Genomic DNA, 24,100 nt, shown 5'->3' with positions numbered 1-24,100 from the left:
ATGTGGTAACGTTAACACATTGATGCTATAGTTTATAAGGAAGGATTAAAGCCCCTTCTATAGAATTTTAAAAAAGGCAACAACAATAAACAAAGGATGATCTTATGTCGAGTATTAAAGATGTGGCCAAAAAGGCCGGAGTTTCTGTTACGACTGTATCCCGGGTAATCAACAATCGTGGCTATATCAGCAAAGAAACCCGTAAAAAAGTGGAGACGGCTATGGAAGCCGTGGATTATCATCCTAATCTGATTGCCAGAGCCCTGCAAAAAAGTCAAACCTTCTTTATCGGCGTCATCGTCCCTGACTCGAATCACCCCTTTTTCTCCGAGCTCATTAAATATATCGAAATTCAGGCCAATGGTCGCAACTACAAAGTGCTGGTCTGCAATTCGCTGGACGATCCTGAAAAGGAAGCCAATTACATTAGTATGCTCCGGCAAAATCAAGTCGATGGTATCATCATGTGTAGTCACACCTTGGATATTGACCAATACAAGAAGGTGACCTTACCGATTGTCTCCTTTGACCGGTTGATTTCCCCCAATATTCCCTGCATCGGTTCAGACAATTTTCGCGGGGGCGAATTAGCCACAGAGCATCTTATCCAACAAGGCTGTAAACGGATTCTCCACATATCCGGTCCTCTTGATCTGGACATGCTCTCCAATCGGCGGGGAGATGCATTCCTCCTCACCTGTATGAAATACAAGGTGGAATACGACTTCGTTGAAGGCGCACGCAACAAATTGACCTTCGACTATTTCTGGGATTTCATCACCCATGAATTGTCTACGATTGAATTATCTGGTTACGATGGGGTTTTCTGTAGTAATGATATTGTTGCATATGCCCTCTACATTTATGCACAGCAAAAAGGGATTAAAGTCCCTGAACAGTTGAAAATCGTGGGTTATGACCATCACAGCTTCACACGGATGCTGCAAAACCCCAAGCTGACCACCATCAAGCAACCCATCGACCGTATCGGACGCCTCCTGTTAAATACGCTTATTCAAATGATCGAAAATAAAGATGAGGAAATCAACAGCACGACTATTGTAGACGTTGAATTAGTCCGCGGGGAAACAACTTAATCGGGCAGCTTAAAGGGGGAGCCAATATGTGGCTCCCCCTTCTTTACCGTGACTTTACAAATCAATTTTATCGGAGTAAAATGACTAACTGTTAAAACACCCTACGAGACGTGGCTCAGCTTGGTAGAGCGCTTGCTTCGGGAGCAAGAGGTCGCAGGTTCAAATCCTGTCGTCTCGATCTGTGAAACCCTTAATCATGACCACCCGTCCAACGGATGGTTTACTCTTGGGGGTATAACCCCCTGTTGCCAAACTGCGCCTAAAGACGCTAAATTGACAGTAAATCTGTTCAGGCTCAGTGGTATTTGTCACTTTCACTTACCCGTTAAACTGGTTTTACTTCTTTTTGCTCCTATTGCTGCTATTACTGCTAAATGGGTCTTCGTATTCTTTTACACTCAGCTTATCTACGCCTGATCATGTGCTTCTCGCTCACGAATATACCTTCTTACGGTTGCTTCATTTCGACCCACTGTACTCACATAGTAACCTTCTGCCCAAAACTTTCGATTTAACTCTTTATACTTACTCCATTTATGAAGAAACTCCACCAACCGAAGTCAGCGGAGCTAACAAATTTATCATTTATAAATATCGCCGCGCGACCCTATTGCTCGTATATAAATGATCTTTTCTTATTCATTTATTTCAAATAAGATTCGGTTATTTCCAACTCTTAGACGATATAAACCATTCTTTATGGTAAATCAACTTTTAGCCCGAACTCACGCTTAGCTTCCTCCCCTGAAACAAACTCGGTCGAAGCTTTTAGTTGTCTCATTTCTTCGTCGCTTAACGGTTCATCCCCTACCGCCCAGGAAGCGAAAGAATACGTACCAATAATAATGATGTTTTCGCCTTCAGGATGTATAATTATGGAATGAGTTGGACTCATTACGGACAAGGGAGAGTTTGCGGATGAATAAATTAGTAAAACTTATAGTTGCACTAGGGCTGGTCTTTAGCTCGGGGCTGACGGGCGGCCTGACTTCAAGGGCTGAAGCGTCCACAAAAGCAGCGGATGAATTGCAAATTCAGGATATGGCCGGGAAGCATGCAATGCTGATGAGCGATGGCTCACTATGGTCATTGCTGGGCGGAGAACGGATCATTCGGACTCCAGGCCCCTTTAACGAGATTTCTTCCTACGGGGAGTTCGGCGGGATCGGGATTAACCGGAACGGAAGCTTGGTGGAGTGGGATGTCGGCCAGGCGCCACATGCTACAGCAGGACAAACCGCTGTGAAGCAGATCTCCGGCGGTTACTGGCTTAAGCAGGACGGAAGTGTGTGGAGCAAAGGCGGTCGGGTGGAGCAGCTGGAGGCTGTCCGTCTCATCGGTACGGGTGACAAGGAATTGGCGGCATTGACTGAAAATGGCGAGCTGTTGCTCAGCGATCCGTACAAGCCGGATACCTTTAAACAACTGGCAACGATTCCCGATGCGGCGTCAGTGGCGTCGCTCGCGGCATACGATAGCCGTGTGGCTCTGCTATACGCCAATGGTCAGGTTGTCTTATATCAAACCTATGAATTTGATGATCGAGGCCAGCTGATTCCTTCCACAGTAGCTCAGGATGCTGTGCATATTGCCTTCGCAGCGGAAACGACGAAGCATCCTACTCCTGCTTTGCTGGTAGCGAGAAAAGACGGTACCGTATGGGCGACAGGGAACTATAAAGACCGGATTAAGCTGACGGAACAGCTGACCGGGCTGAATCAGATCGTCAAGATTTCAGTGTTGTCGGATATGGATCATTTCTATGCCAAGCGAAACGACGGCAGTTGGCTTCTCTACGAAAAAGGCCAGGTGAAGGCGATCGAGGTGCCCAGACCGGAGAAATTGACGGTCCATGTATCTGAGACCCAGGTGGCGGTTGGCGATCATGTGGAGATCAGCGCCAAAGAGACCTATTCAAATGGTGCTGAGATCAAGGTGGATATTCGTGAAGCTACGTTAAGCATCGATAAGCCGTATTTGCTGCGGGTTGGTTCGGGAGGAATGTTGGAATCGCTTGGGGTAGGCGAAGCCAAAGTAACTGTCAGCACCGGCGAATTATCGGAGAGTGTTACGATTTCGGCAAGCTTGACCCGCAATTTGAACTCTGCAAAACTGATCGGAGGAACGGTATACGTATCCGCGAAGCCAGTGCTTCAAGCATTGGGCGGCCAGTTGGATTCCGCACAAGGAGGCGGGTTTAAGGCAACGCTTGGAGAGACGACACTGCTGCTGAAGGCGAAGGAGAAGAACGTCATACTTCAGGGCGAGTCCAAGGTGTTAAAGGCTGCGCCCGTATTTGACAAGGGAGCACTTCTAATTCCGGCCTCCTTGCTCGCTGATCATTTCGGTGCGACGGTGAAATGGGACAGCCAATGGAAGCAGGTTCATATCTCATTCGGTTCAGCTAAAATGACGGTGGTCTCACCGGAAACGGCTGCTCTTGTGAAAAAGGCGAAGCAGGGCCAATTGGCGAAGTACATCGGTAAAACATACTGGGTTAACGACTTCAGCGACTGGGAGCGCTTCTCCAAAGTGACAGTCAGCGACGTCATTCCTGATGAATCAGGTAGCTTTGTAGTTGCGTTCAAGACCAGCAGGGGGAAAACACTCAAGACCTATCCAATGTTCTCGACGAATGTAACGGATCTCTTCAATGATGGCTATTCCTTCCTGAAGTATGATCCTTACAAGAAATATAATTGGTCCTCCTCGATATGGAACAAAATCAAGCTGCGGCAAGTCGATCTGGGAATGACGAAGGAACAAGTATCGTTGGCTTGGGGAGAACCTGCCGGCAAAAGCACGCTTAAGACCAATGGTAGACTCCTGGAAACCTGGGTGTACGGCAATTTTGATACCGTTGCTTTTATAAATGGAAAAGTGTCTGTTATCCTTTATTAATCAAATCAACAGATCAGAACGAATGACTGACAGGAGGGGATTCCCGTGCTATCCATAAGAGAAATTAGAGAGGAAGATGCAGCGAAGCATCTGGAGCTATGCCATAAGCTGGATCAAGAGACGAAATTTATGCTGTATGAGCCTGGAGAAAGAAACACACCGCTTGATCGTCACCAAAAAATGGTGCAGTCGTTCCTTGCTTCCGATAATTCAACGATTCTGGTCGCGGAACATAGTGATCTGCTTGTTGGATACCTCTTGGTGGATGGAGGAAAGACGCGTAGAATCAAGCACGTCGGTTATATTGTTGCGGGAATCCTGAGTACTTATCAAGGACAAGGCATTGGCACGCGTTTGTTCCAAGCTTTGGAAGAATGGCGGAAGAACACCGGATTGAAAAAGCTTGAGCTAACCGTAATGTCCCATAATGAAGCGGCCATTGCTCTATATAAGAAAATGGGATTTCAGATTGAAGGCACCAAGCAAAAATCGTTGTATATTGATAGGGTATATATCGACGAGTTCTACATGGGGAAAACGTTTGAATAAGCTCGGTAAGAAGGAGGGAGACGATGAAGCCGAAGAAGAGATCCAGACTCAGGGTTAAGGCAGGCTCCTATTATTTCAAGCTTAAGCGGTATATGAAATGGTATTTCGGAAACGTAACATTTGCAAGCCGTATGCTTGACGATCATCTGCCTCATTTGGCTGCAAGTCATGCTACCCCGCTTCTTCGGAAGCTAAAAAACGTGGATATGTGGCTTCAGTATAATAAGATCAAAAATCTGCAAATTGCGATTCCGCGCCTTAACCAGATCGTGATTGATCCCGGAGAAACTTTTTCTTATTGGAGGCTAATCGGCAATCCTACCAAACGAAAAGGCTATGTGGAAGGCATGGTTCTCTACTATGGCACCTTCAAACCCGGAATTGGCGGGGGACTGTGTCAGCTATCTAACCTGATTTACTGGATCACACTTCATACTCCGTTAATTGTGACCGAGCGGCATCGCCATAGTTATGATGTATTTCCGGATGCGAATCGAACCCAGCCTTTCGGAAGCGGCGCTACCTGTTCTTTTAATTATCTGGACTTGCAAATTTATAACCCAACGAGTCAGCCCTATCAATTGCTCGTTTATATGGACGAGGAAGCTTTACATGGAGAATGGCGGACAACAAGTGCGCCAGTCCACTATTACGAAGTATATGAAAGAGAACATCGATCAGAACTAATTCCATTTACAGAAAAGAATTCAATCTGGAAGGTGAACTGCTTGCGGACGAATTCATTACAGGCAATCAGGCCTTGATGATGTATCAGCCTTTGCTGCGGGCGAAGGCGAAGTAAGTGACAGGAGGCTACCCGCTTGCAAAAGTGCTCAATCTAGCATACTTCTTCATTCTTCTGCGCTCTAAGTGGCTCCCCTCTCTTCTGAATATGGGAATCATTATCATTAATTGTATCTATTATTTCTTTGGGGTACATATCAAATTCTTAGATTCCTACATGGATTTTTCTTGGATTTCTCTAAGGCTAGGAGATTGCGTCAGTAATCTTACTGTCTCGTCCATTTGCTGATTAATTACATAGGGTGCATAAATAAGCCATTTATTCCAATCGATAAAAAAGAAGCGTTGCTTTCGTATAGCGGAGTGTCGTCTCCAGGCTGGAAGCTTCCTATAATCCAATGTCATTTTCAGTCTCATATCCGAATCGCTTAGCACCGGCTCCGCATAACGCAGCAGACCATCCAGCATATCATGCAGGTACTGCTGACTAGAAAACGGATCTTGCTCTCGCCATAGCTGCCCTTCTGCAACCAGCAAGGCAAAAAGCTGTTTAAACTGGCTGCCCGATTCATTCGGCACTGGATGGGGGTAAAAGAAAGACCTTGAAGGAATTGATCCCCCCAAGGTCATACAGACTATCCTTTAATATCTGCCAAAGTATTCATCTGAGAACTCACCATCAATATTATAATCAACATGATAGTAGAAAAGTTGAATCCCCGTCTTTGGATGAACCAAGTCAAAACAAATTCTAAAATAAGGAAACTCCCTATCAAAGCTATTTACGAATATACTTACATATCTATACTGTATTCTTAAATCTGAATAACTTAAGTCCTTTGGCAAACTCCTCTTCTCATCTTTTAGAAAATTGGTTGAGCATTTACGTACAAGTTCTTCAAGTATTTCTTGGGTAGAATCCTTCAATTTTTCGAAGTCATAAATGAGATTAAAAGTCTGTTCTATTGACTTCAAATCCATTCTTCTCACCACTCTCCATTTGCTATTTCCCACTGGTCATGTAATCAAATACCATAGCGCCATTCCCATCTATTCTCCCATAGACCCTTACATGATTTGGTGCTCCTGCAACTTTTATTTTGTAATTGTAGGTGTATCCCTTATATTTAACAATTTCTTTGTCGGTCAGGCTGATTATCCCATCTGCCCCTTCACGTGCTTTTGCATAGCCCATATCTTTTGCCTTTACGAACTTTTTGTCCAATTGTAGTCTCTTTAATTCATTAAAGACATCATGATTAATCCATCGCGCACTTGGCAGATTTATCAGTGCACAGTTGTGCACCCAAACACCGAGATTCGAAACGAAGTAAGAATTAAAATCCTTTACCTCAAAGTTATATACCGTTGCTTCTCGCGGCTCTTTCTCAATCATGTCTATCGCAAGTTTAGTACCGTCACTTGAAACAAGCAAGTCGCCGACTTTCAGGTCTTTGACGAACGTCCATCCCTTACCATCCAACCAAAACGGATGCTCACCTGTAACCTCGATGATTTCATCACCGATGTGGACATAGTAAATTTCGTCAGCCTGTTTTTGGAACAGCCCCACGACCTCTTTATACGCCACTTCTCCGGTTTCATCAGACTTAGCAAGAACCTTATCCCCTACCTCAATTTCCTCGATAGGTTTCTCCCCTTCGTCTGTCATTATTTCGGTTCCCGCAGTAAAGCAGTTACATTTCTTCGAAAAATCCAAAGCTTCATCAACAAGCTTAAATTCCTTATTAACCGCATTTCCCGCTTTATCCGTAAGCTTTAGGACAATTTTTCCGCCTTTTACCACCTTACCTACAGGAATAAAACCGGCAATAGCTAAACTTTTAGCCAAATCCGATGAATTAGGATCACGAAGTGCATTAATATCGTCTAAAATTAAAAAGTTGATTACGGTGCCAACCGGCCCACTCCAATCTTTCCAAGGATCTTTCGCTGAGTTTGCGTTTCCCGCAAATCCTGACCACCCTGCATTAGCAGCATGCATATTCCCACTCGGATCCACATACTTAAGCGGATTATTTACCACATACGAATACCGATTCAAGCTCAGCGGATTATCAATACTCCCCTCATACGGGTCCTTGGACACAAATCTACCGGCATTCGGGTCGTACCAGCGGGCGCGTAAGTATTGCAGGTCGGTGGTGTTGTCCCAGTATTCCCCGGAGTAACGGAAGAGGTTTGGTACGGTCTCTTCCTCCGTTTCCGGGTTGCCCCAAATGTCGTAGGTATACGTATTAAGCTGATTTGCCGTTCTCCAGCTTCACCTGCGTTAGCTGGTTCAGGCTGTCAAAGGTGAAGTTCGCATCCGTCAGACCACGCGAAGTGCGCCCTTCTACCTGCTGTATATTCCCGGTATGGGTATAAAGAAAGACCTTGGGGATTTGCTGCCCCCAAGGCCAAGTTAAACATCGCCATTAATTATAAACTTTATATCCTTTAGCGATTACCCACCCATTAAGACCATACGAAGCTGAAATCACATAATAGTTATACTTTTCATTTTGTAAATGTTCAAGCAACTCCTCTTTTTTTCCATAATGCATTGGCCACCCGTAGTTCTTCTATTTCTCTAACAGTTCTTTGTTATTTTCGAGAAATCGGCTTACTTCAAATGTGCTAATATCAAAAATAATACTCCCCTGTAGCTGTGTCTCAAACACATGAGCTAGGACATCAGTAAACTCGATAGTGGTGGTAAGTTCGTCACCATCTAATGTTTGAATTTTAATTGTAGATTTTCGAATATCTACTTCATAGGAAACAATTTCATTGTCATGAATACTTAGCATTTTCCCTGCAACCCCCTATCATAAAAAGAAATTTATTATTTGCTTCTTTTTGGAGAACCACTACTCCAATCCCAAGTATGTCTATGAGGAAATTCATGGCTATTGTCTCCATTTGAGTGTTCATAATCTATGTTTTCTTTAACTCGACCGTTCCCGTCATAATATCTTCTCTGTTTTAGTGTGCCATTCTCATCGTATAAATCTACAGAAGAATTAGGTTTACTTGTCGTCGGCAAATTTCTCCGCGTTACAGTTGAGTGGTTTTCATACGCCTTACCTTGAAAGATATTCTAAAACCCAAGAGTCACTTCCCCTTCATGAAAAATCTCTATTACATATTTTGTGGGACAGTATATCCATGTATCCGAACCTACTGCAGTAACGTCATCTATGCAATTAAACCCTAGATCTCTACCAATCCCCTCGTTGATAAAGATCCATTTTATCGAAGTCTCTTGTAATTGATTCCTTTACAAATAATGAAATTGATTCAACAAATTCATATTCAATATCTTGTTCTACCCAAACTCCAAAATGTTTCTCTGAGATAAAACATTCATACTCAGGATCATAATGAAATTCTGAATACTGTTTTTTAAATTGAGACAACGGCATACCGATATAGATATCCTTGTACCTCCCTTTATATCCTTTTATAAGTTTAATACAATATAATTTCCCATTAAGAATATGAAAGTTTAGCTCTATACATTTTTCGATTAAATAAGCAACTTGAATTGGAGATTTTAAATATGCATTTTGCTTTTTCTTGAACGGGTCTTGATTCAGGATTGTGTAATAAAAAATAAAATCGTAGTACTGGCTTATATGTTTACCCAATTCGAATGGCCCCACCCCAACTGATGGTCTGATCGGCGACTCGACATTTACATTCATGGCCTATTCCCCCTATTATTAACCCACCTAAATACTGTGCCTGATTTTAATTCTTCCTGTATCTTTCCTTTGTAAGTTTTAGCATTACCTTCTACTATCTTGAGTGTATTACCTCCGTAAAGTGATTTAATATTTCCTCTTTTTCCATATTAAGTATTAATAGACTCTCTTATTTTATCGGCGCTTCATAAAAATTCTTAATTAGGAAAATTGCAACTCCGAACATAACCCCCACCGCATCTTAACAACGATATCAAGAACAACCGATGGGCATTCCAACGTTTACTTTTGAGACGCCCTCTTTTCTTACACGAAAAAAATCCCCTCGGCTTTGATAACCAAGGGGATATTGAATACTCTAATTTTCAAGCATCTTTATACTACTCTACCCGGAAGCTGCTGCAGATCAGGCGCCCAATGAATTTTCTCCTTGAGCGGGACAGGAAGACCCAATTGCTGCAACTCATTAAAGATCCAATTCACATGATAGTTATATACGATATCAATCCGTTGGCTTATATCTTCATCTAAGTTGCCAACCTCATTCCGATCTGCACCATCCTTGAAATGAAGCGCTGGATGAGACTCATTAACCAATCGCCAGACGATGATCAAATGCTCATAAATATGACGATAGGACTCAATTTCCTCACCGATTTGATCCATCGTGGCATTTTGGTCCTTTGTCAGATGGAACTCTTCCTTACAGAGACGATAATACTTCTCCAGCGCATTCAGCTCATCGCGCAGCCCTTTCAAATTTGCTTTCTCCCCACGCTCTACCACTTGATCAAATACCTCGGCCACTTTCTTGGCTGCGGCCTTTCTGGCCTTTTGCAGGTAGACCTCATGCTTGGGAGGGAAAATCACCAGGTTAACCACAACAGCTACAGCGATGCCGATCAAGGTATCCGTAATACGGTTCAGGCCATAAAATATTGGACCTTCGCCTACATCCAGATTCAGCATAATGGCCAGAAAAACAATACATCCAATCGATATCGACTTGTTCCACTTCAGTACGTTACAAATGTATATCACTATAATAACGCCAATGGCGCAGTATACCGCATTTCCCGGGGCAACCAGTGCAAAGGAAGCGCCAACGATCGCGCCAACAAATGTCCCCATCGTCCGATGCTTGCCCGCGGTAAACGAATTGGTCACCGAATTTTCCATCGAGATAATGGTGGCAATAGCTGCGTAAAAGGGATATTCCAGACGCAGTAAAGCCGCGACAACGACACAAATACAAATGGCCAGCCCTGTCTTTAAGTTACGCAAACCAATTGTCCATCTCACTAAACTCAGCTCCTCACCTTGGCTCAGAACCGTATTATATAGGATGTACTCCAATTGCTCAAACCCCAAATAACACGAAAAGACTAGACCCTACTCATATTACGAAATTTTCATGGAAATGTCATTATTATACACTTCCTCTGTTGCTTTCTTCTTCTCTTTCAGGAAGGATAAGGGACTCATGCCTGGGCATACTACAACATCATAGAGGAAGGAGGATATCCATGAAGCCGCTCTTCTCATTCAGTAATACAAAAAAGAAGCCCAAGCACGAAGAGGAAACTACTTCTGTTCCCTCCTCACGGATCCTAACGCATTCGTTGGCCTTCAATTTACAACATTTAAGGGACACGATCGGGCAAAGCTCGGATGTCATATTCCGCCGCGTCAATGAGCCTGGAATCAAGCCCGAGATTGCCTTGGTATATATCAGCGGACTGGTCAACCAGGAGACGCTGAATCAGGACATTTTGCTGACATTGACCAAGCACCCCGCTTTACAGGAGCCTGATTTGTCTCCGGAACTGATGCTTGCCAAGATGAAAGACGAAGTGCTCGCTATCGGCGAATTATCCGAGTGTAAAACCTTCGAGGTGCTTCATTCGATGCTGTTTGAAGGACATACCATTATTCTGATCGACGGGACCAACCTAGCCCTTTCAGCGGATACCGCAGGCTGGGAGAAGCGCAGCATCAGCGAACCCAGCTCACAAGGCGTCACTCGCGGACCCAAGGAATCCTTCAATGAGGATCTCCGTACGGGCACTTCCCTCATGCGCCGCCGGATCAAATCATCTGATCTACGGATTGAAGAGTACAAGATCGGACAGCGTACGCATACCGATATCGCCCTGGTTTATCTCAAGGGGATTGCCAGCGACGAGGTGCTGGGCGAGATCCGCCGCCGGCTAAATGCTATTAATACCGATGCCATACTGGAGAGCAATTATATTGAAGAACTGATTCAGGACGGGAGCCTGACTCCGTTCCCTACCATTCAAAATACCGAACGCCCAGACGCATTGGCCGGAGGGGTGCTTGAAGGACAAGTTGGCATTTTGATTGACGGGACACCCTTTGCCTTGCTGGCCCCCTCAACCTTTTTTAGCTTCTTCCAGTCAAGCGAGGACTACTATCAACGCTTTGATATCTCTTCATTCCTTAGAATGATCCGATTCACATCCTTTTTCGTATCGATGATGCTGCCGGCACTATATATCGCCATAACTACATTCCATCAGGAAATGATCCCGACCACACTTCTGGTCAGCCTGGCCGCCCAACGCGAAGGCGTCCCCTTTCCTGCGCTAATTGAAGCGCTGATGATGGAATTAACCTTCGACGTGCTGCGTGAGGCAGGCGTTCGGATGCCGCGGGCCATCGGCCCCGCTATATCCATCGTCGGTGCGCTGGTGCTTGGACAAGCCGCCGTGCAGGCCGGGCTGGTCTCCGCTGCCATGGTCATTGTTGTATCGTTCACAGCAATTTGCAACCTGGTCATTCCGGCGCAGGTTATCGCCAACTCTATCCGGCTGATTCGCTTTCTAATGATGCTGATTGCGGGCGTCCTGGGGTTGTTTGGCATGATGTCCTTCCTGATCGTTTTGCTCATCCATATGGCCGGGCTGCGTTCCTTTGGCGTGCCGTATCTGTCGCCAGTTGCACCACTGACCTTCCGCTACTGGAAGGATATCTTCATTCGTGCTCCGCACTCCATGATGAAGATCAGGCCGCAAATTTTTGCTGCTCAAGAGGCGCGGAGACAAGCTTCACCAAGCAGCAAACATGCCAGCTCAAGCCATCATAAGCAACCGGAAAGGTGATTTGAATATGGACTCCAAAATTAGCTCGTGGAATGCAGTGCTTCTGGTCGTTAACTCCATTTTACCCACTGCCTTTATCATTCTGCCCCCGATCGTAGTGACCTACCTTGACCAGGATTCCCCTTGGTCTATCTTGTTTGCTTATGCCGTGGGAATTGGGATGACGGCAATGATTGGCGTTATCATCAAGCACAATAATGGCACTCCATTCCTTGAATGGGTCAGCACAGTCAGCTCTCCGGTTGTTTCTACCCTGTTGGGCCTGATCTTACTGCAGTATTACCTGGATGCTTCATCATCCGTCCTGCGGGAATTCATTAATTTTCTCAAAGATACCGTATTGTTTCATACACCGGTACTCTTGCTGATTGTTATCTCCCTTTTGATTACTGCCTACATGGTTCGTCAAGGGATTACTACGCTCAGTCAGGTCAATAGCTTGGTCTTTTTGCTGTACTTCATTGTTCTGCCGGTCTACTGGTTCGGGTTGAAGAATTACCTGGATATTCATCGACTGCTTCCCGTCTTTGAACATTCCTATCGGGAATTTCTCCTGGGCAGCATAACTCCGGTTACCTGGTTTTCCGAGGTTGCCATCCTGCTGTTTCTTGCCCCTTATTTGAAAGATCCCAAACACGCGGGGCGCATCGGCCGCAGAGCTCTGCTCATTATTACCATACTATTGACGATTAACCTGAGTGAGATGCTGATGATTTTTGGGTCTAACTATGTAAAAGCCTCTTCCTACCCAGGCTTTATCTCAATTAGCGTCGTCCATATCGGCAACTTTCTCGAAAATCTTGATATTTTTTTCATTGCCTACTGGATGCTCTCGATCTATTTTAAACTGGGCATCTTCCTGTTTGTCACTCTGGAATGCTTCAAGCAAACATTTCGCGTTAAAGAAATTGAACCCTATCTCGTTGGAATTCTAATGGTGATCTGTGCAGAATGTCTATACACCTGGAAGGATCCCTCCAAGCTGACTGCCTTAAATGCGCAGGGACGTTTTCCCATCATGATGCTGGTCAACCTGCTCCTGCCCACCCTTATTTATCTGTATAGTTTAATAGCCAGCAAAATGAAAACTAAAAGAAAGGAAACCCCATCATGATAAAGCAAACTTGGGCACGCGGCCGAAAAGTCCTGTACCTGGGTTTAAGCCTATGTCTGACAGCAACGACATTAAGCGGCTGCTGGGATGATCGTGAGCTTGATGATTTAGGCATTGTCTCGGGAACGGCATATGATTGGGAGGACGAGGAATGGCGTATCACCTATCAGATTATTAATCCCAGCTCCACAAGCAGCATGGGCGGGACCAATGGAGGCTCGGCGATCTCCCCGCCTTTTCTTACCTTTACCGAACGGGGATCAACGCTCACGGAAGCGGTGGCACGCAGCAATCTTAGAAGCACAAGGCAGCTCTTCTTCTCCCATTCACGTATTTCTATCATTAATCTCAAAACGGTGGATCAAGGTTTGCCTGCTCTGCTGGATCTGTTCTTGCGCAAGCCAAATGGAAATGAAACCTTGTTTGTCTTCTTGAGTGAACGGCAGGCCAGTGATGTGCTGGAGCAGCTGATGCAAGTTACGAAAAATCCGGGGATGGGCATTCAGCTGATGATTCAGCAAGAGAGCAGACTGTCCTCCTATTATCCCGGAACGCGCATGTTCGAATTGACCGTGGCCCTGTCCTCCGATTCCCATTGTGCTACAGTCCCGGAGATCAAGCTGACGAAGCCCGAAGTCATGGACAAAGTCGAGGAAACCCAGGTTACGGATTTACCTAGTCGTATCTCCTTGGGTCGGCTAGGTGTGCTGAAGAAAGACCGCTTTGTCGGCTGGCTGAATACGGAAGAGGCATTTGGCCTGACCTTCCTGCGCAACCGAATTAATGCTGCCAGCATTCCGTTCTCCTCTGACCCCAAGAAGGAGAAGAAGGACTCCACCTTTTCATTGCTGGAATCCAAAACCGTGGTCAAGCCCGTTTGGGAAAATGATCATTTTGTCATGCATGTTCACATTAAGGGAGAAGGAATGTTGTTGGAAACGGGAGGGAAGGTTAATTTGAGCAAAGACAACGAATTAACTCAGTTGGAAAATAACATTGAAGGAGAAGTGCTCGAATACATTCAATCTGCATGGCGTGCCGTGCAGAAGCTTAATGCCGATGCCACAGAATTTGCTTCGCTGATTCATTCCAAGTATCCGAAGCGCTGGAAGCAAATTCAGGCGGACGACAGTTGGGATCAGGTGTTTAAGGAAATAGAAATCCGCCCCTCGGTTACCATAGATATCAACCGTTTCGGCTTAAGCAGCAAATCTTACAAATCGGTGGAACAGAATTGAGGATTCGCCATGTTGATTTGGATTATCGTCATTGACGCTGCCCTGCTGCTATGGGGATTTCAAAAAATCAAAGGTAAGCGGCGGCTGTTAAAGTGGTTGCTATATACCGTCTTGATTGCCTGGAGCACTTACCTGCACGTGTGTAACAGCATCGGAGTCCCGCATATCAGCTTGTCCACACCTTACTTGATTGTGTTCCAACCCCTTGGACAAGCAATTTTCCGTTGGTTAGGAGGATAAACTTTGGTGAAAGAACATCAGGAGAGGATTAGCTCTGTTCAAATCTTTTTTATGGTCATTTTCTTTGAAATCGGCAGCACTCCCCTATTCCTGTTGGGCGGTAAGGCCAAGCAGGATTCCTGGATCGCCATGTCGATCGGAGCGCTGGCCGGCTTCCTGCTTCTACTGGTGTTCCTCTGGATTCAGCAGCGTTCCCCTCGTTCAAGCTGGATGAACATATTGCAGCATGGGTTCGGGCGTATTGCAGGCACTGCGGTTGGCGCACTCTACTGCCTCTACTTTGCCTACGAATCCATGCGTAATGTGCGTGATCTGGGAGAACTCACCAAGCTGGCGGTGTTGCCGCATACTCCTATGTACCTCACCATGCTTATTTTTGTCAGCATCGGTGGATATGCCATTTCCAAGGGCGCAGAGGTCGTGTTCAATCTGCCTGAGCTGCTGCTCCCATTTGTAATGCTGTCCTATGCTGTACTGATCGCTTTGTTGCTGACATTTGGCAACGTTGATTTCACCAATTTACAGCCTGTACTGGAGCAAGGCTTTCTTCCTGTCGTTCAGGTTGCGCTGCCGGACATCGTTTCCTTCCCTTTCGGGCAAATGCTCGTCTTCCTGATGATATGGCCTTTGTGGAATCAACGCGGAGTCCCTGTCAAAAGCACGCTGCTTGGCTATTTTGTCGTCAGCCTGTTTTTGATCTTCATGAACGTGCTGAATATGGCCATTCTTGGGCCAGCCATAGCCACAACAAGCCAATTTCCCTTCCTGAAGTCGGCCCGCACACTATCGCATTTTCTGTTCATCGAGCGGCTGGATTTGATTGTGACCAGTTTGCTATTCTACGGACTGCTCATGAAAATGACCTTGTTTTTCTTTTGCGCTGTTCGTGGCATGGCTCAGCTTACTCAGCGCTCGGACAAGCTTTGGGTAATTCCATTCGCCTTGCTCATTTATGCCGCCTCTTTTATAGAAAGGGGTTATGTGCAGCACTTCGCCATTGGCCTGGGCCCCAGCCTGAAGGTGGTCACGGTGTTCCAGATCGCCATTCCTTTGCTGATTCTACCCATTCTGCTGATCCGCAGGCGTATACGATGACAGACCGGATTCCCCACAGCATCATTTTCATTTCCCGGTAAATAATATCCGGACTCTGCCCTGAAATCCGCTGCAAATTTTCGGTGAAACAACTGATATCGGCAGCAATCCCATCCTCTTTCTCTTCTGAGCGCTCTCGCCCCTTCGGGATATCATTCCTGCCTTTCTTTTCTTCCTATTATCACCCGATACGAGCTTCGTATGCATGAATGAGCCTAGCAACACACATAGTCCCGCCCTCTCCCGAGCGGGACTATTCTGTCTAATGATAGTGTCAAAAGCTACAAGACGGTGGACGTTCCCCCGTCAATATTAACCGCGGTTCCTGTAACATAGGAGGCGGCAGCCGATACTAGAAAAGTGATGACCCGCGCGGCTTCCTCTGCGTCGCCAATACGACCCAGCGGAATACCATGGCGCGGATCGGCTGCGAACTGCTCCCAAGTGAGCTGCGGAGCAACCTTCTGCCATCTCCGCTCGATTTGAGCACTGCGAATTAAGCCAATGCAGACAGCATTCACGCGAATGTGATCGCGGGCCAAATCCTTGCTCATCGCTTTGGTCAAAGCCAGACCGGCCGAGCGGCTGACAGAGGTAGGCAGCGAGGAAGCACCTGGCGTTTTCCCACCGATGGCGGTCACGTTCAGGATGGATCCCCCGCCAGCCTTCCGCATATGCGGAATTGCCGCCCGGGCAAAATGAATTCCGCCGAACAGCTTAAGCTCCAGATCAGCAGTCCAGTCTGCCGTATCAAGCTGATCAAAGGGCTGGGCAGCGGAAGTGCCTGCATTGTTCACCAAAATATCAATACCACCGAATTCTCCGGCTGCCTGTTCGACAGCACGCACTGCCTCCGCTTCCTGTGAAACATCGGCCGTGATGATCAACGGCGCTATGCCCGTCTTCTGCTGGATAAGATCAGCCGCCTCTTGCAATGGCCCTTCATTCCGGGCCACAATAGCAACCCGGGCCCCTTCCTGGGCCAGCAGCAATGCCGTAGCCCGGCCAATCCCCTGGCTTCCCCCGGTAATGATGGCTCGCTTGCCACTCAAGCCTAAATCCATTCTCCACTCCTCCTTAGAGAGGTAATTTATCTACACTTGAACCCGCTTTATCCCCTTGCCTTCAGGTAAGCAGCTTTGTAATCCGCAGCCTTGCGGGCAATAAGCGAGAAGTTTTGCTGTTTAACCGCTTCGTTGGTCAGATCGGACCCGATCCCCACAGCAACGGCGCCCGCCGCAATCCATTCACCAAGGTTATCAAGCGACACCCCGCCGGTAGGCATAATATTGGCTTGCGGCAAGGGTCCCTTGATCGCTTTGATCATGGATGGATGATACAGGTTGCCCGGGAACAGCTTTACGATGTCCGCACCAAGTTCAAGCGCCTCTTGAATCTCCTTGATGGTCATGCATCCAGGCATCACTGGTACGCGATATCGGTTGCACAAAGCAACCGTCTCCGGATTCAACGATGGACCTACCACAAAGGTAGCTCCGCTCAGTATCGCAGCCCTGGCCGTTTCAGGATCGAGCACAGTCCCTACGCCGATGATAGCATAAGCCGACTCTTCTTTAGCATCCCAGGCATACTTTCGCGACAATTTCTCAATGGCTTGCAAGGCAAACGGCGTCGTCATCGTTAACTCAATAACCTTGATTCCGCCGGCAATCGCTTGCTCCGCCATCAACACAATTTCTTCGGGAGAGTTACCGCGCAATACCGCAACAACGCCTTCCTCCATCATTTTCTGAACAAGCTGCAGCTTCTTCATCTGGCATTCCTCTTTTCCTAATGAAATATATGTAACCCTATTCCTGATGAATGAATAGCACGTCATTTCTGTCTTCTATTATAAGTATTTTTTATTTCCATGTCAGTGTGCAAAGCACTTGCCAAATACACTAAAAGAGATTAATATGAACCCATATAAACAAAATAAACAAAAACGAACATAAAGAGGAGGTTTTTCGTATGGAACGGCGTTATGCTTCCCATCCGAATGAAGTCAAGGCATTTGAAACTGAGCGTTTGCGTGAAGAGTTCCTTGTTCCCAAGCTGTTCACTCCAAACCGTCTGGAACTGGTGCTGACTCATGAGGATCGCTTTATTATCGGTGGAGCCGCACCGGTTGACCAGGAAGTCAAGCTGGAGACAGACTTGAAGGAGCTGGGAGTATCCTTTTTTCTTGAACGGCGCGAACTTGGCGCCATCAATGTAGGCGGCCCTGGACTGGTTGCGGTTGACAGTAAGGAATACGAACTGAACCCTAAGGATTGCCTGTATGTCGGTCAAGGCTCGAAGGAAGTGATCTTCAAGAGCAAGGATGCCGCGAATCCGGCCAGATTCTACCTGAATTCCGCTCCAGCACATCAAGCCTTTCCAACCGCCATCACCACGCTGAATGATGCAGAATCCGGCGCTCTAGGCTCTATTCAGAACTCCAACGAGCGGACGATTCATCGCTTCATTCATGAGACGGGAATCCAGAGCGCACAACTGGTTATGGGCATGACCCAGCTCAAGACCGGCAACATGTGGAACACGATGCCTGCCCATGTTCATCCACGTCGTATGGAGGCCTATATGTACTTTGACCTGCCGGAAGATGCCGTTGTATTCCATCTGATGGGTGAGCCGGGAGAGACGCGCCATATCGTCATGCGCAATGAACAGGCCGTGATTTCTCCGAGTTGGTCGATTCATAGCGGAGTGGGTACCAGCAATTATACTTTCATCTGGGGAATGGCCGGGGATAATAAGGCTTATGCGGACATGGACAGCGTTGCAATGAAGGATTTAAAATAAAGGCATTACCTGATGGAAGAGTGAAAAAGATATGAGCCAAATTCGACGGCACGAGAAAATTATGGAGGTTCTGCTAACCCGCAAGGAAGTTACGGTAGCGGAATTAAGCGATCAACTAGGCGTCACTGGCAAGACCATTCGCGAGGATCTGGCCAAGCTGGAGGAGCAGGGCTTGCTGATGCGGGTGCATGGAGGCGCTATACTTGCCCAGAGCGACCAGTACGGCATTCTGCCCTCCAGGGAACCGCTAGCCAAGCATGCCGAAGAGAAGAAAGAAATTGCCCGGAAAGCGCTTCTTCATATTCAAGCCGGAGATATCATAGCCCTGGATGGAGGCAGCACTACGCTGGAGATTGCCCGGCGCCTGGATAACAGTCCACTTACCGTGGTCACCAATGACGTCTACATTATCAGCGAGTTGGCCGCCAAGGACCAGATCAGGCTGGTCGTACCGGGCGGATACCGGGTGCGCAATATGCTGGCTGGTCCCGAGTCCGCCGCCTATATCCGGCAACTTAATATCCGGAAGGCGTTTGTCTCAGCCACAGGCATTCATCCCGAACACGGCTTGTCCATCTATACCGGGGACCTGATTGCCTTCAAGCGGGCCTTGATCGAGACCTCCCGCGAGGTGATCGCTGTCATGAACCACCAGAAATTTGGCCAGACAGCGTTGCGCACCTTCGCCCGGCTAGATGAAGTGACACGCATTATTGCGGATCAAGGCCTAACTGCCGAAACAGCTCGATTATACGCGAACTCCAATGTTGCCATCGAATAGGAATCCATGCGGAAGACATGAACTTATCATTTGAAACGGAGAGTGTACGCCAATGAAACTGTTTGACCTGTCGGGAAAAACAGCTCTCGTTACGGGAGCTGCAAGCGGACTCGGACAAGGCATTGCCATTGGGCTTGCCGAAGCCGGTGCCCATGTTGTAAATGTTTCGCTGGGCAGTAGTGCGGATACAGTAAGTAAAGTGGAAGGCTTGGGGCGTAAATCCACTGAGATTATTGCCGATTTGAGCAACCATGACCAGCTTCAATCCATCTTTGATGAAGCCCTTCAATTGACCGGACAGATTGACATTCTGGTGAATAATGCGGGAATTATCCGCCGGGCTCCAGCGAAGGACCATCCGGAGAAGGACTGGTTCGATGTCATTAACCTCAACTTGAATACCGTATTTCTATTATCGCAGATCGCTGGACATCATATGATTGAACGTGGCAGTGGCAAGATCATCAATATCTGTTCCATGCTATCGTATCAAGGCGGCATCAACGTTCCGGGCTATACCGCCAGCAAGCATGGCGTCGCCGGGTTGACCAAAGCCTTCGCCAACGAATGGGCCAGCCTTGGACTTCAAATCAACGCGATTGCGCCAGGCTACATGTCGACTGACAATACCGCACAAATTCGCGCGGATGAGAATCGGAAAAATTCCATTACCGATCGCATCCCCGCAGAGCGTTGGGGAACTCCCGAGGATCTCAAAGGACCTGCGGTATTCCTGGCTTCCCCAGCCGCCGATTACCTGAACGGTCATATCCTCTGCGTGGACGGCGGCTGGATGGCACGGTAGGTCTTATAATATATTTATGATCATAATTTAAATGAAAGGTCAAAAAGTCAGGTTTTCAGCACCAAGAAGGTTGGATGAAGCTAGGGACTGAGAAGCGGAACGTACTTTGGGTACGTGAGCATCGCCAATGTTTCTGCAAGAAACATACTACGAAAGCCTATGCTTAGCCCGGCCGAATTCAAGATTCGACGTCGAGTTCACTTCCGGAAGCCGCTTCGTGATTAAAAGATGACTTTTTGACAACCTTTTAAACAGATATGACTTGCAGGCAGCTCCGTATCTCATCGACGGCAGCTGCCTGTCTCCATTCTCTGCGGTATCCCAGACAAGCGCAGATCATCTCCGTCTGCTGATGAACCTGCCGCTTCCGATAATGCACATGCCCCATCACAGCATAGCGAACATCGTACTTTTCATACAACTGCGTGTATTCCGTGCTTCCCAGGAAGGCGTTGAAATATTCCCAGCGCGGATTCGGCATCGGCACCTTGAAGAAGGGATGTCCCAGCATATGAGTGACCAAAATGATCTGTTTCCCCTGGTATTTGATTAATTCCTGCTCCAGGGTGTTGTAGAAATAACGATGCATCTCCGCGTTGCTTCTTCCCCATTTTACGTAGATACTGTCCTGCCACGTGCGCTCGCCCAGCTTCATTTCCTCAAAATCAGCAACACCATATTTAGGCTCTCCCATCGTATAATCATACCATCCGGTATTGCCGATAACAGCCCATTGCTCATTCAACGAATAGGAACGTTCGCTTAAACAACCGGAATACGCTTGATAAGCTTTATAAATCTCCCATGTATCCGTAATGCCATTCTCCTTGCTCCAGTAATCATGATTCCCGGGCACGAACAATACCGGAATACCGCTTGCCTCGCCCAATTGCTCAAGAACCTTCAAGCTAAGATGCATATCGTTGGAAATATCTCCCGCAATTATCAATTGACTCAAGTCCCGCTCCTTCACCACCTGCAATAGCGCTTGCTCTATCGAAAGATCCCCTTGTTGTTCATTCAAATCAACGTGAAGATCTGATATGACTCCGATGTTCATCCTGTTCCTCTCCTTCTCTTTTGGTCATATTCCTTCATATAAGTGGCAACTCACCAGATTCCCCTCCGTATACGGAACTAGCTGAGGCTGATCCTGCCGACATCTCTCCATGGCGAAGGGGCAACGTGGATGAAAGGCGCAACCCTTGGGAGGATCGATCGGACTGGGCAGGTCGCCTTGCAGCAAAATCCGTTCCCCCGTTGCCGGCTTCACCCGAGGAATCGCGGAGAACAAGGCTCGCGTATAAGGATGCAGCGGTTCATGGCTTCCTTGCTTCACATCCATGATCTCCACCATCTTCCCGAGATACATGACCCCGATGCGGTCGCTCATATACTGCACGACATTCAGGTCGTGGGAGATGAATAAATACGTCAGCCCATACCGCTGCTGCAGTTCCTTCAGCAGATTAAGAATCTGCGATTGAATGGAAACGTCAAGAGCGGATACGGCCTCATCGATCACGATAAATTTAGGATTTAATACAAGAGCTGCCGCAATGCCCACCCGTTGTCTTTGCCCACCGCTCAGCTCATGGGGATACCGCTTCAGATAGCTTTCATCCAACCCTACCTGCTCCAAGGTGGAGACAACGATCCGTTGTCTCTCCTCCCTGTTGCCGATTTTGTGAATGACAAGGGGCTCCTCCAAAATCCAGCCAACCTGCTTCTTGGGATTTAATGAAGCATAAGGGTCCTGAAATACAATTTGCAGCTCCCGACGCAATGCTCGCATGCCTTGCCGATCCAACCCGCCGATATCGGTGCCCTGATAACGGATGTTGCCTTCTGTCCGCTCCAGCAGGCGGACCAGCATTTGCCCCGTTGTGGACTTGCCACAGCCGCTTTCCCCGACTAAACCAAAGGTCTCCCCTGCAGCGATCGTGAACGACACCTGATCCACGGCCTTCACATATCGCTGACTTTCCCATAAGCCTTGCCGGGGAACCGGATAGTATTTGACGAGTCCTTCCACCTCAACCAATGCCGTACTCATAGCCCTACCTCCGTCTTCATGCTCGTGGCTGCTTCTCCATATAAGTGACAGCGAACAAAATGCTTGGCCGTTGGCTCCGTAACCGAAGGAATCTCTGCAGTGCAAATGGGCTCCGCATGTGGACATCGCCCAGCGAACGGGCAGCCCCCCCCACGCTCGGCGAGTGCGGGCACACGCCCGGGAATGGTATGGAGCGGTTGGTCCTTATGTCCAATATCGGGGATGGATTTCAGCAAGCCTACGGTATAAGGGTGCTTTGGATCATGCAATAATTCTTCCACCGGAGCTTCTTCCACCACATAGCCGGCATACATCACCATCACCCGGTCGCTGATCTCGCGAATGACGCCCAAGTCATGGGAAATAAACAGCATGGCCGCCCCGGTCTCCTCCTTCATATCCCGCAGCAGGCTAAGAATCTGGGCCTGAATAGTCACATCCAGCGCCGTTGTAGGTTCGTCGGCAATCAGCAATCGGGGGCTGCAAATGAGTGCCATTGCGATCATGACCCGCTGGCGCATTCCGCCCGACAATTGGTGGGGATATTCGCGGAATAGCTGCTCCGCACGCGGCAGGCCAACTCGCTTCATCATATCCACGGCAAGCTGACGAGCTTCCTTACGGGAGATTTTCAAGTGATTCAATGCCGTCTCTGCAATTTGCTTTCCTACTGGGACCAGCGGGTTCAGTGCTGTCATAGGGTCCTGGAAGATCATGGCCGCCTGCTTGCCCCGCACGCCGCACCATTCCTCTGCACTCAAGCCATACAGGCTTGTCCCTGCCAGCCTGATCTCGCCTTTGGTTACCTTGGCCCCTCCGGGCAGTAATCCCATCACCGACAGCGAAGTTAAGCTTTTTCCACAACCGGATTCTCCGACGATCCCCAGCACCTCCCCTTCACGCAAGGCAAAGGAAATACTTTGCAGTGCCGGATATGAGGTGCTTCCACCAGAGAAGGCCACCTCAAGCTCCTTTACCTCCAATAGTGCCGTTCCCATCGCTTTTCCCCCCTAGCCCTTCTTGTTGTAGAGATCTCGAATGCCGTCGCCCAGCAAATTAAAGCCCAGAACCATAGCCGTCAGCACCACCCCGGTCAAAATGACATACCATGGCGCATTGATAATGAACGGCTGTGCTTCACTCAGCATCCGTCCCCAGCTCGGGTCCGGCGGCTGAACGCCAAGGCCCAGATAGCTAAGCCCAGCCTCTGCCAGCACCGAGCCGGAAAAGCCCAGCGAAGCTGCGACGATCAAGGGCGAGACCATGTTCGGGAGAATATGACGAAGGATAATTCGCCATGGCCCTGCGCCTTTTGCGATGGAGGCCTTCACAAAATCAAATTCCTTGTATTGGATGAAGCCGCTCCGCGCAATCCGTGAGAAGGACGGAATACTCATCAAGCCCAATGCCAATATCGTGTTATTCAGCCCGGGGCCAAATACCGAGACTAGCATAATAGCTAGCAAAATGCCCGGAAAAGCCTGCATGGCGTCGATAATCCGCATAATCACTTCGTCCAGCCATCCGCCAAAATAACCCGCCATCGCCCCGATGATCAGCCCGCAACTCAAGCCGATAGAAACAGAGGATACGCCGATAAGAAACGCCGTTTGTGCTCCCTCCATAATCCGGCTGAAAATATCCCGGCCAAAATTGTCTGTCCCCCACAAATGACTGGCTTGCGGCGGGGCCAGCCTCATCGCCGTATTCATTTCATTAGGCTCGTATGGCGTATAGAATAGCCCTGTCAGCATAAAGAGCAGCAACAAAACGACCAGTATGCCGCCAATGACCAGCGGTTTGCTGCGAAGCCAATATTTAACGTTCATGATGGTTT

At 47.8% G+C, this 24,100-nt stretch carries 23 protein-coding genes, 1 tRNA gene and 4 pseudogenes; 13 read left to right on the top strand and 15 right to left on the bottom strand.

What is annotated here, in order from left to right; all coding sequences use genetic code 11:
* Positions 1-104: 104 nt before the first annotated feature.
* Positions 105-1,097, top strand: a complete 993-nt coding sequence (locus C557_RS0115070) for a LacI family DNA-binding transcriptional regulator (RefSeq protein WP_018752717.1) — start codon at positions 105-107, stop codon at positions 1,095-1,097.
* A gap of 104 nt (positions 1,098-1,201) precedes the next feature.
* Positions 1,202-1,275: transfer RNA gene (locus C557_RS0115065), tRNA-Pro, on the top strand.
* Positions 1,276-1,433: 158 nt separating this feature from the next.
* Here the strand turns inward: C557_RS0115065 and C557_RS24510 are convergent.
* Positions 1,434-1,636, bottom strand: a pseudogene (locus C557_RS24510) (transposase); the annotation flags it as partial.
* Between the two features lie 379 nt (positions 1,637-2,015).
* Between C557_RS24510 and C557_RS0115060 the strand changes: the two are divergent.
* From C557_RS0115060 to C557_RS23625, 3 genes and pseudogenes are all read left to right on the top strand, one after another.
* The gene (locus C557_RS0115060) at positions 2,016-3,998 is read left to right on the top strand and encodes a stalk domain-containing protein (protein ID WP_018752716.1); all 1,983 of its coding nucleotides are present in this window, start codon (positions 2,016-2,018) and stop codon (positions 3,996-3,998) included.
* A gap of 45 nt (positions 3,999-4,043) precedes the next feature.
* The gene (locus C557_RS0115055; protein ID WP_018752715.1) at positions 4,044-4,547 is read left to right on the top strand and encodes a GNAT family N-acetyltransferase; all 504 of its coding nucleotides are present in this window, start codon (positions 4,044-4,046) and stop codon (positions 4,545-4,547) included.
* Between the two features lie 23 nt (positions 4,548-4,570).
* Positions 4,571-5,349, top strand: a pseudogene (locus C557_RS23625) (VanW family protein).
* Positions 5,350-5,504: 155 nt separating this feature from the next.
* Here C557_RS23625 and C557_RS0115045 read toward each other — a convergent pair.
* The 8 genes and pseudogenes from C557_RS0115045 to C557_RS0115015 all read right to left on the bottom strand — a co-directional run bounded on the left by C557_RS0115045 (position 5,505) and on the right by C557_RS0115015 (position 10,303).
* Positions 5,505-5,921 (bottom strand): hypothetical protein, encoded by a 417-nt coding sequence (locus tag C557_RS0115045; RefSeq protein WP_018752714.1) that lies wholly within the window; start codon positions 5,919-5,921, stop codon positions 5,505-5,507.
* 12 nt (positions 5,922-5,933) lie between these two features.
* Positions 5,934-6,272 carry a hypothetical protein gene (locus tag C557_RS0115040; RefSeq protein WP_018752713.1) on the bottom strand — a complete coding sequence of 113 codons (339 nt, stop codon included), beginning with the start codon at positions 6,270-6,272 and terminating at the stop codon, positions 5,934-5,936.
* A gap of 22 nt (positions 6,273-6,294) precedes the next feature.
* Positions 6,295-7,296, bottom strand: coding sequence for a polymorphic toxin-type HINT domain-containing protein (locus tag C557_RS25485; protein ID WP_338048799.1), 1,002 nt, complete (start codon positions 7,294-7,296; stop codon positions 6,295-6,297).
* A gap of 63 nt (positions 7,297-7,359) precedes the next feature.
* Positions 7,360-7,533: pseudogene (locus C557_RS25610) on the bottom strand (RHS repeat-associated core domain-containing protein); the annotation flags it as partial.
* A 343-nt stretch (positions 7,534-7,876) separates the two neighbouring features.
* Complete coding sequence (locus C557_RS25275) at positions 7,877-8,104, bottom strand: hypothetical protein (RefSeq protein ID WP_018752711.1); 228 nt, start codon at positions 8,102-8,104, stop codon at positions 7,877-7,879.
* A gap of 290 nt (positions 8,105-8,394) precedes the next feature.
* A pseudogene (locus C557_RS25705) lies at positions 8,395-8,496 on the bottom strand (CDI toxin immunity protein); the annotation flags it as partial.
* 19 nt (positions 8,497-8,515) lie between these two features.
* Positions 8,516-9,001, bottom strand: coding sequence for a hypothetical protein (locus tag C557_RS0115020; RefSeq protein WP_018752709.1), 486 nt, complete (start codon positions 8,999-9,001; stop codon positions 8,516-8,518).
* A gap of 375 nt (positions 9,002-9,376) precedes the next feature.
* On the bottom strand, positions 9,377-10,303 hold the full coding sequence (locus C557_RS0115015) for an FUSC family protein (RefSeq protein ID WP_018752708.1): 927 nt from the start codon (positions 10,301-10,303) through the stop codon (positions 9,377-9,379).
* Between the two features lie 224 nt (positions 10,304-10,527).
* Here C557_RS0115015 and C557_RS0115010 point away from each other — a divergent pair, with 224 nt between their 5' ends.
* Genes C557_RS0115010 through C557_RS0114990 form a run of 5 tightly spaced genes read left to right on the top strand, consistent with a single transcriptional unit; the run spans position 10,528 to position 15,813 of the window.
* Positions 10,528-12,126 carry a spore germination protein gene (locus tag C557_RS0115010; RefSeq protein ID WP_018752707.1) on the top strand — a complete coding sequence of 533 codons (1,599 nt, stop codon included), beginning with the start codon at positions 10,528-10,530 and terminating at the stop codon, positions 12,124-12,126.
* 7 nt (positions 12,127-12,133) lie between these two features.
* Positions 12,134-13,240, top strand: coding sequence for a GerAB/ArcD/ProY family transporter (locus C557_RS0115005; RefSeq protein ID WP_040677123.1), 1,107 nt, complete (start codon positions 12,134-12,136; stop codon positions 13,238-13,240).
* Positions 13,237-14,478 carry a Ger(x)C family spore germination protein gene (locus C557_RS0115000; RefSeq protein ID WP_018752705.1) on the top strand — a complete coding sequence of 414 codons (1,242 nt, stop codon included), beginning with the start codon at positions 13,237-13,239 and terminating at the stop codon, positions 14,476-14,478. Before C557_RS0115005 ends, C557_RS0115000 begins: the two co-directional genes overlap by 4 nt.
* Before the next feature lie 9 nt (positions 14,479-14,487).
* Positions 14,488-14,718 (top strand): hypothetical protein, encoded by a 231-nt coding sequence (locus C557_RS0114995; RefSeq protein WP_018752704.1) that lies wholly within the window; start codon positions 14,488-14,490, stop codon positions 14,716-14,718.
* A gap of 6 nt (positions 14,719-14,724) precedes the next feature.
* A complete protein-coding gene (locus C557_RS0114990) occupies positions 14,725-15,813 on the top strand; it encodes a GerAB/ArcD/ProY family transporter (RefSeq protein WP_240472974.1) in 1,089 nt (362 codons plus the stop codon).
* 281 nt (positions 15,814-16,094) lie between these two features.
* Here C557_RS0114990 and C557_RS0114985 read toward each other — a convergent pair whose 3' ends face one another.
* Positions 16,095-16,877, bottom strand: coding sequence for an SDR family NAD(P)-dependent oxidoreductase (locus C557_RS0114985; protein WP_018752702.1), 783 nt, complete (start codon positions 16,875-16,877; stop codon positions 16,095-16,097).
* 47 nt (positions 16,878-16,924) lie between these two features.
* Complete coding sequence (locus tag C557_RS0114980; RefSeq protein ID WP_018752701.1) at positions 16,925-17,587, bottom strand: bifunctional 2-keto-4-hydroxyglutarate aldolase/2-keto-3-deoxy-6-phosphogluconate aldolase; 663 nt, start codon at positions 17,585-17,587, stop codon at positions 16,925-16,927.
* Positions 17,588-17,787: 200 nt separating this feature from the next.
* Between C557_RS0114980 and kduI the strand changes: the two genes are divergently transcribed.
* The 3 genes from kduI to kduD are packed head-to-tail and all read left to right on the top strand — an operon-like array spanning position 17,788 to position 20,207.
* Positions 17,788-18,621 carry a 5-dehydro-4-deoxy-D-glucuronate isomerase gene (gene kduI, locus C557_RS0114975; protein WP_018752700.1) on the top strand — a complete coding sequence of 278 codons (834 nt, stop codon included), beginning with the start codon at positions 17,788-17,790 and terminating at the stop codon, positions 18,619-18,621.
* 31 nt (positions 18,622-18,652) lie between these two features.
* A complete protein-coding gene (locus C557_RS0114970) occupies positions 18,653-19,402 on the top strand; it encodes a DeoR/GlpR family DNA-binding transcription regulator (RefSeq protein WP_018752699.1) in 750 nt (249 codons plus the stop codon).
* Positions 19,403-19,454: 52 nt separating this feature from the next.
* The gene (kduD, locus tag C557_RS0114965) at positions 19,455-20,207 is read left to right on the top strand and encodes a 2-dehydro-3-deoxy-D-gluconate 5-dehydrogenase KduD (protein WP_018752698.1); all 753 of its coding nucleotides are present in this window, start codon (positions 19,455-19,457) and stop codon (positions 20,205-20,207) included.
* A gap of 247 nt (positions 20,208-20,454) precedes the next feature.
* Here the strand turns inward: kduD and C557_RS0114960 are convergent, their stop codons facing one another.
* Genes C557_RS0114960 through C557_RS0114945 form a run of 4 tightly spaced genes read right to left on the bottom strand, consistent with a single transcriptional unit; the run spans position 20,455 to position 24,092 of the window.
* On the bottom strand, positions 20,455-21,267 hold the full coding sequence (locus C557_RS0114960) for a metallophosphoesterase (protein ID WP_018752697.1): 813 nt from the start codon (positions 21,265-21,267) through the stop codon (positions 20,455-20,457).
* A 24-nt stretch (positions 21,268-21,291) separates the two neighbouring features.
* On the bottom strand, positions 21,292-22,263 hold the full coding sequence (locus C557_RS0114955; RefSeq protein ID WP_018752696.1) for an ABC transporter ATP-binding protein: 972 nt from the start codon (positions 22,261-22,263) through the stop codon (positions 21,292-21,294).
* Positions 22,260-23,261: an ABC transporter ATP-binding protein gene (locus C557_RS0114950; protein ID WP_018752695.1), complete on the bottom strand. Its 1,002-nt coding sequence runs from the start codon at positions 23,259-23,261 to the stop codon at positions 22,260-22,262. The genes C557_RS0114955 and C557_RS0114950 overlap by 4 nt, the downstream gene beginning before the upstream one ends.
* 12 nt (positions 23,262-23,273) lie before the next feature.
* On the bottom strand, positions 23,274-24,092 hold the full coding sequence (locus C557_RS0114945; RefSeq protein ID WP_018752694.1) for an ABC transporter permease: 819 nt from the start codon (positions 24,090-24,092) through the stop codon (positions 23,274-23,276).
* Positions 24,093-24,100: the final 8 nt, after the last annotated feature.

Origin of the sequence: Paenibacillus sanguinis 2301083 = DSM 16941 (assembly GCF_000374825.1) — a bacterium.
Taxonomy (GTDB): domain Bacteria; phylum Bacillota; class Bacilli; order Paenibacillales; family Paenibacillaceae; genus Fontibacillus; species Fontibacillus sanguinis.
The sequence above is the reverse complement of the archived record's forward strand: the minus strand, read 5'-3'. Positions and strand labels throughout refer to the sequence as shown.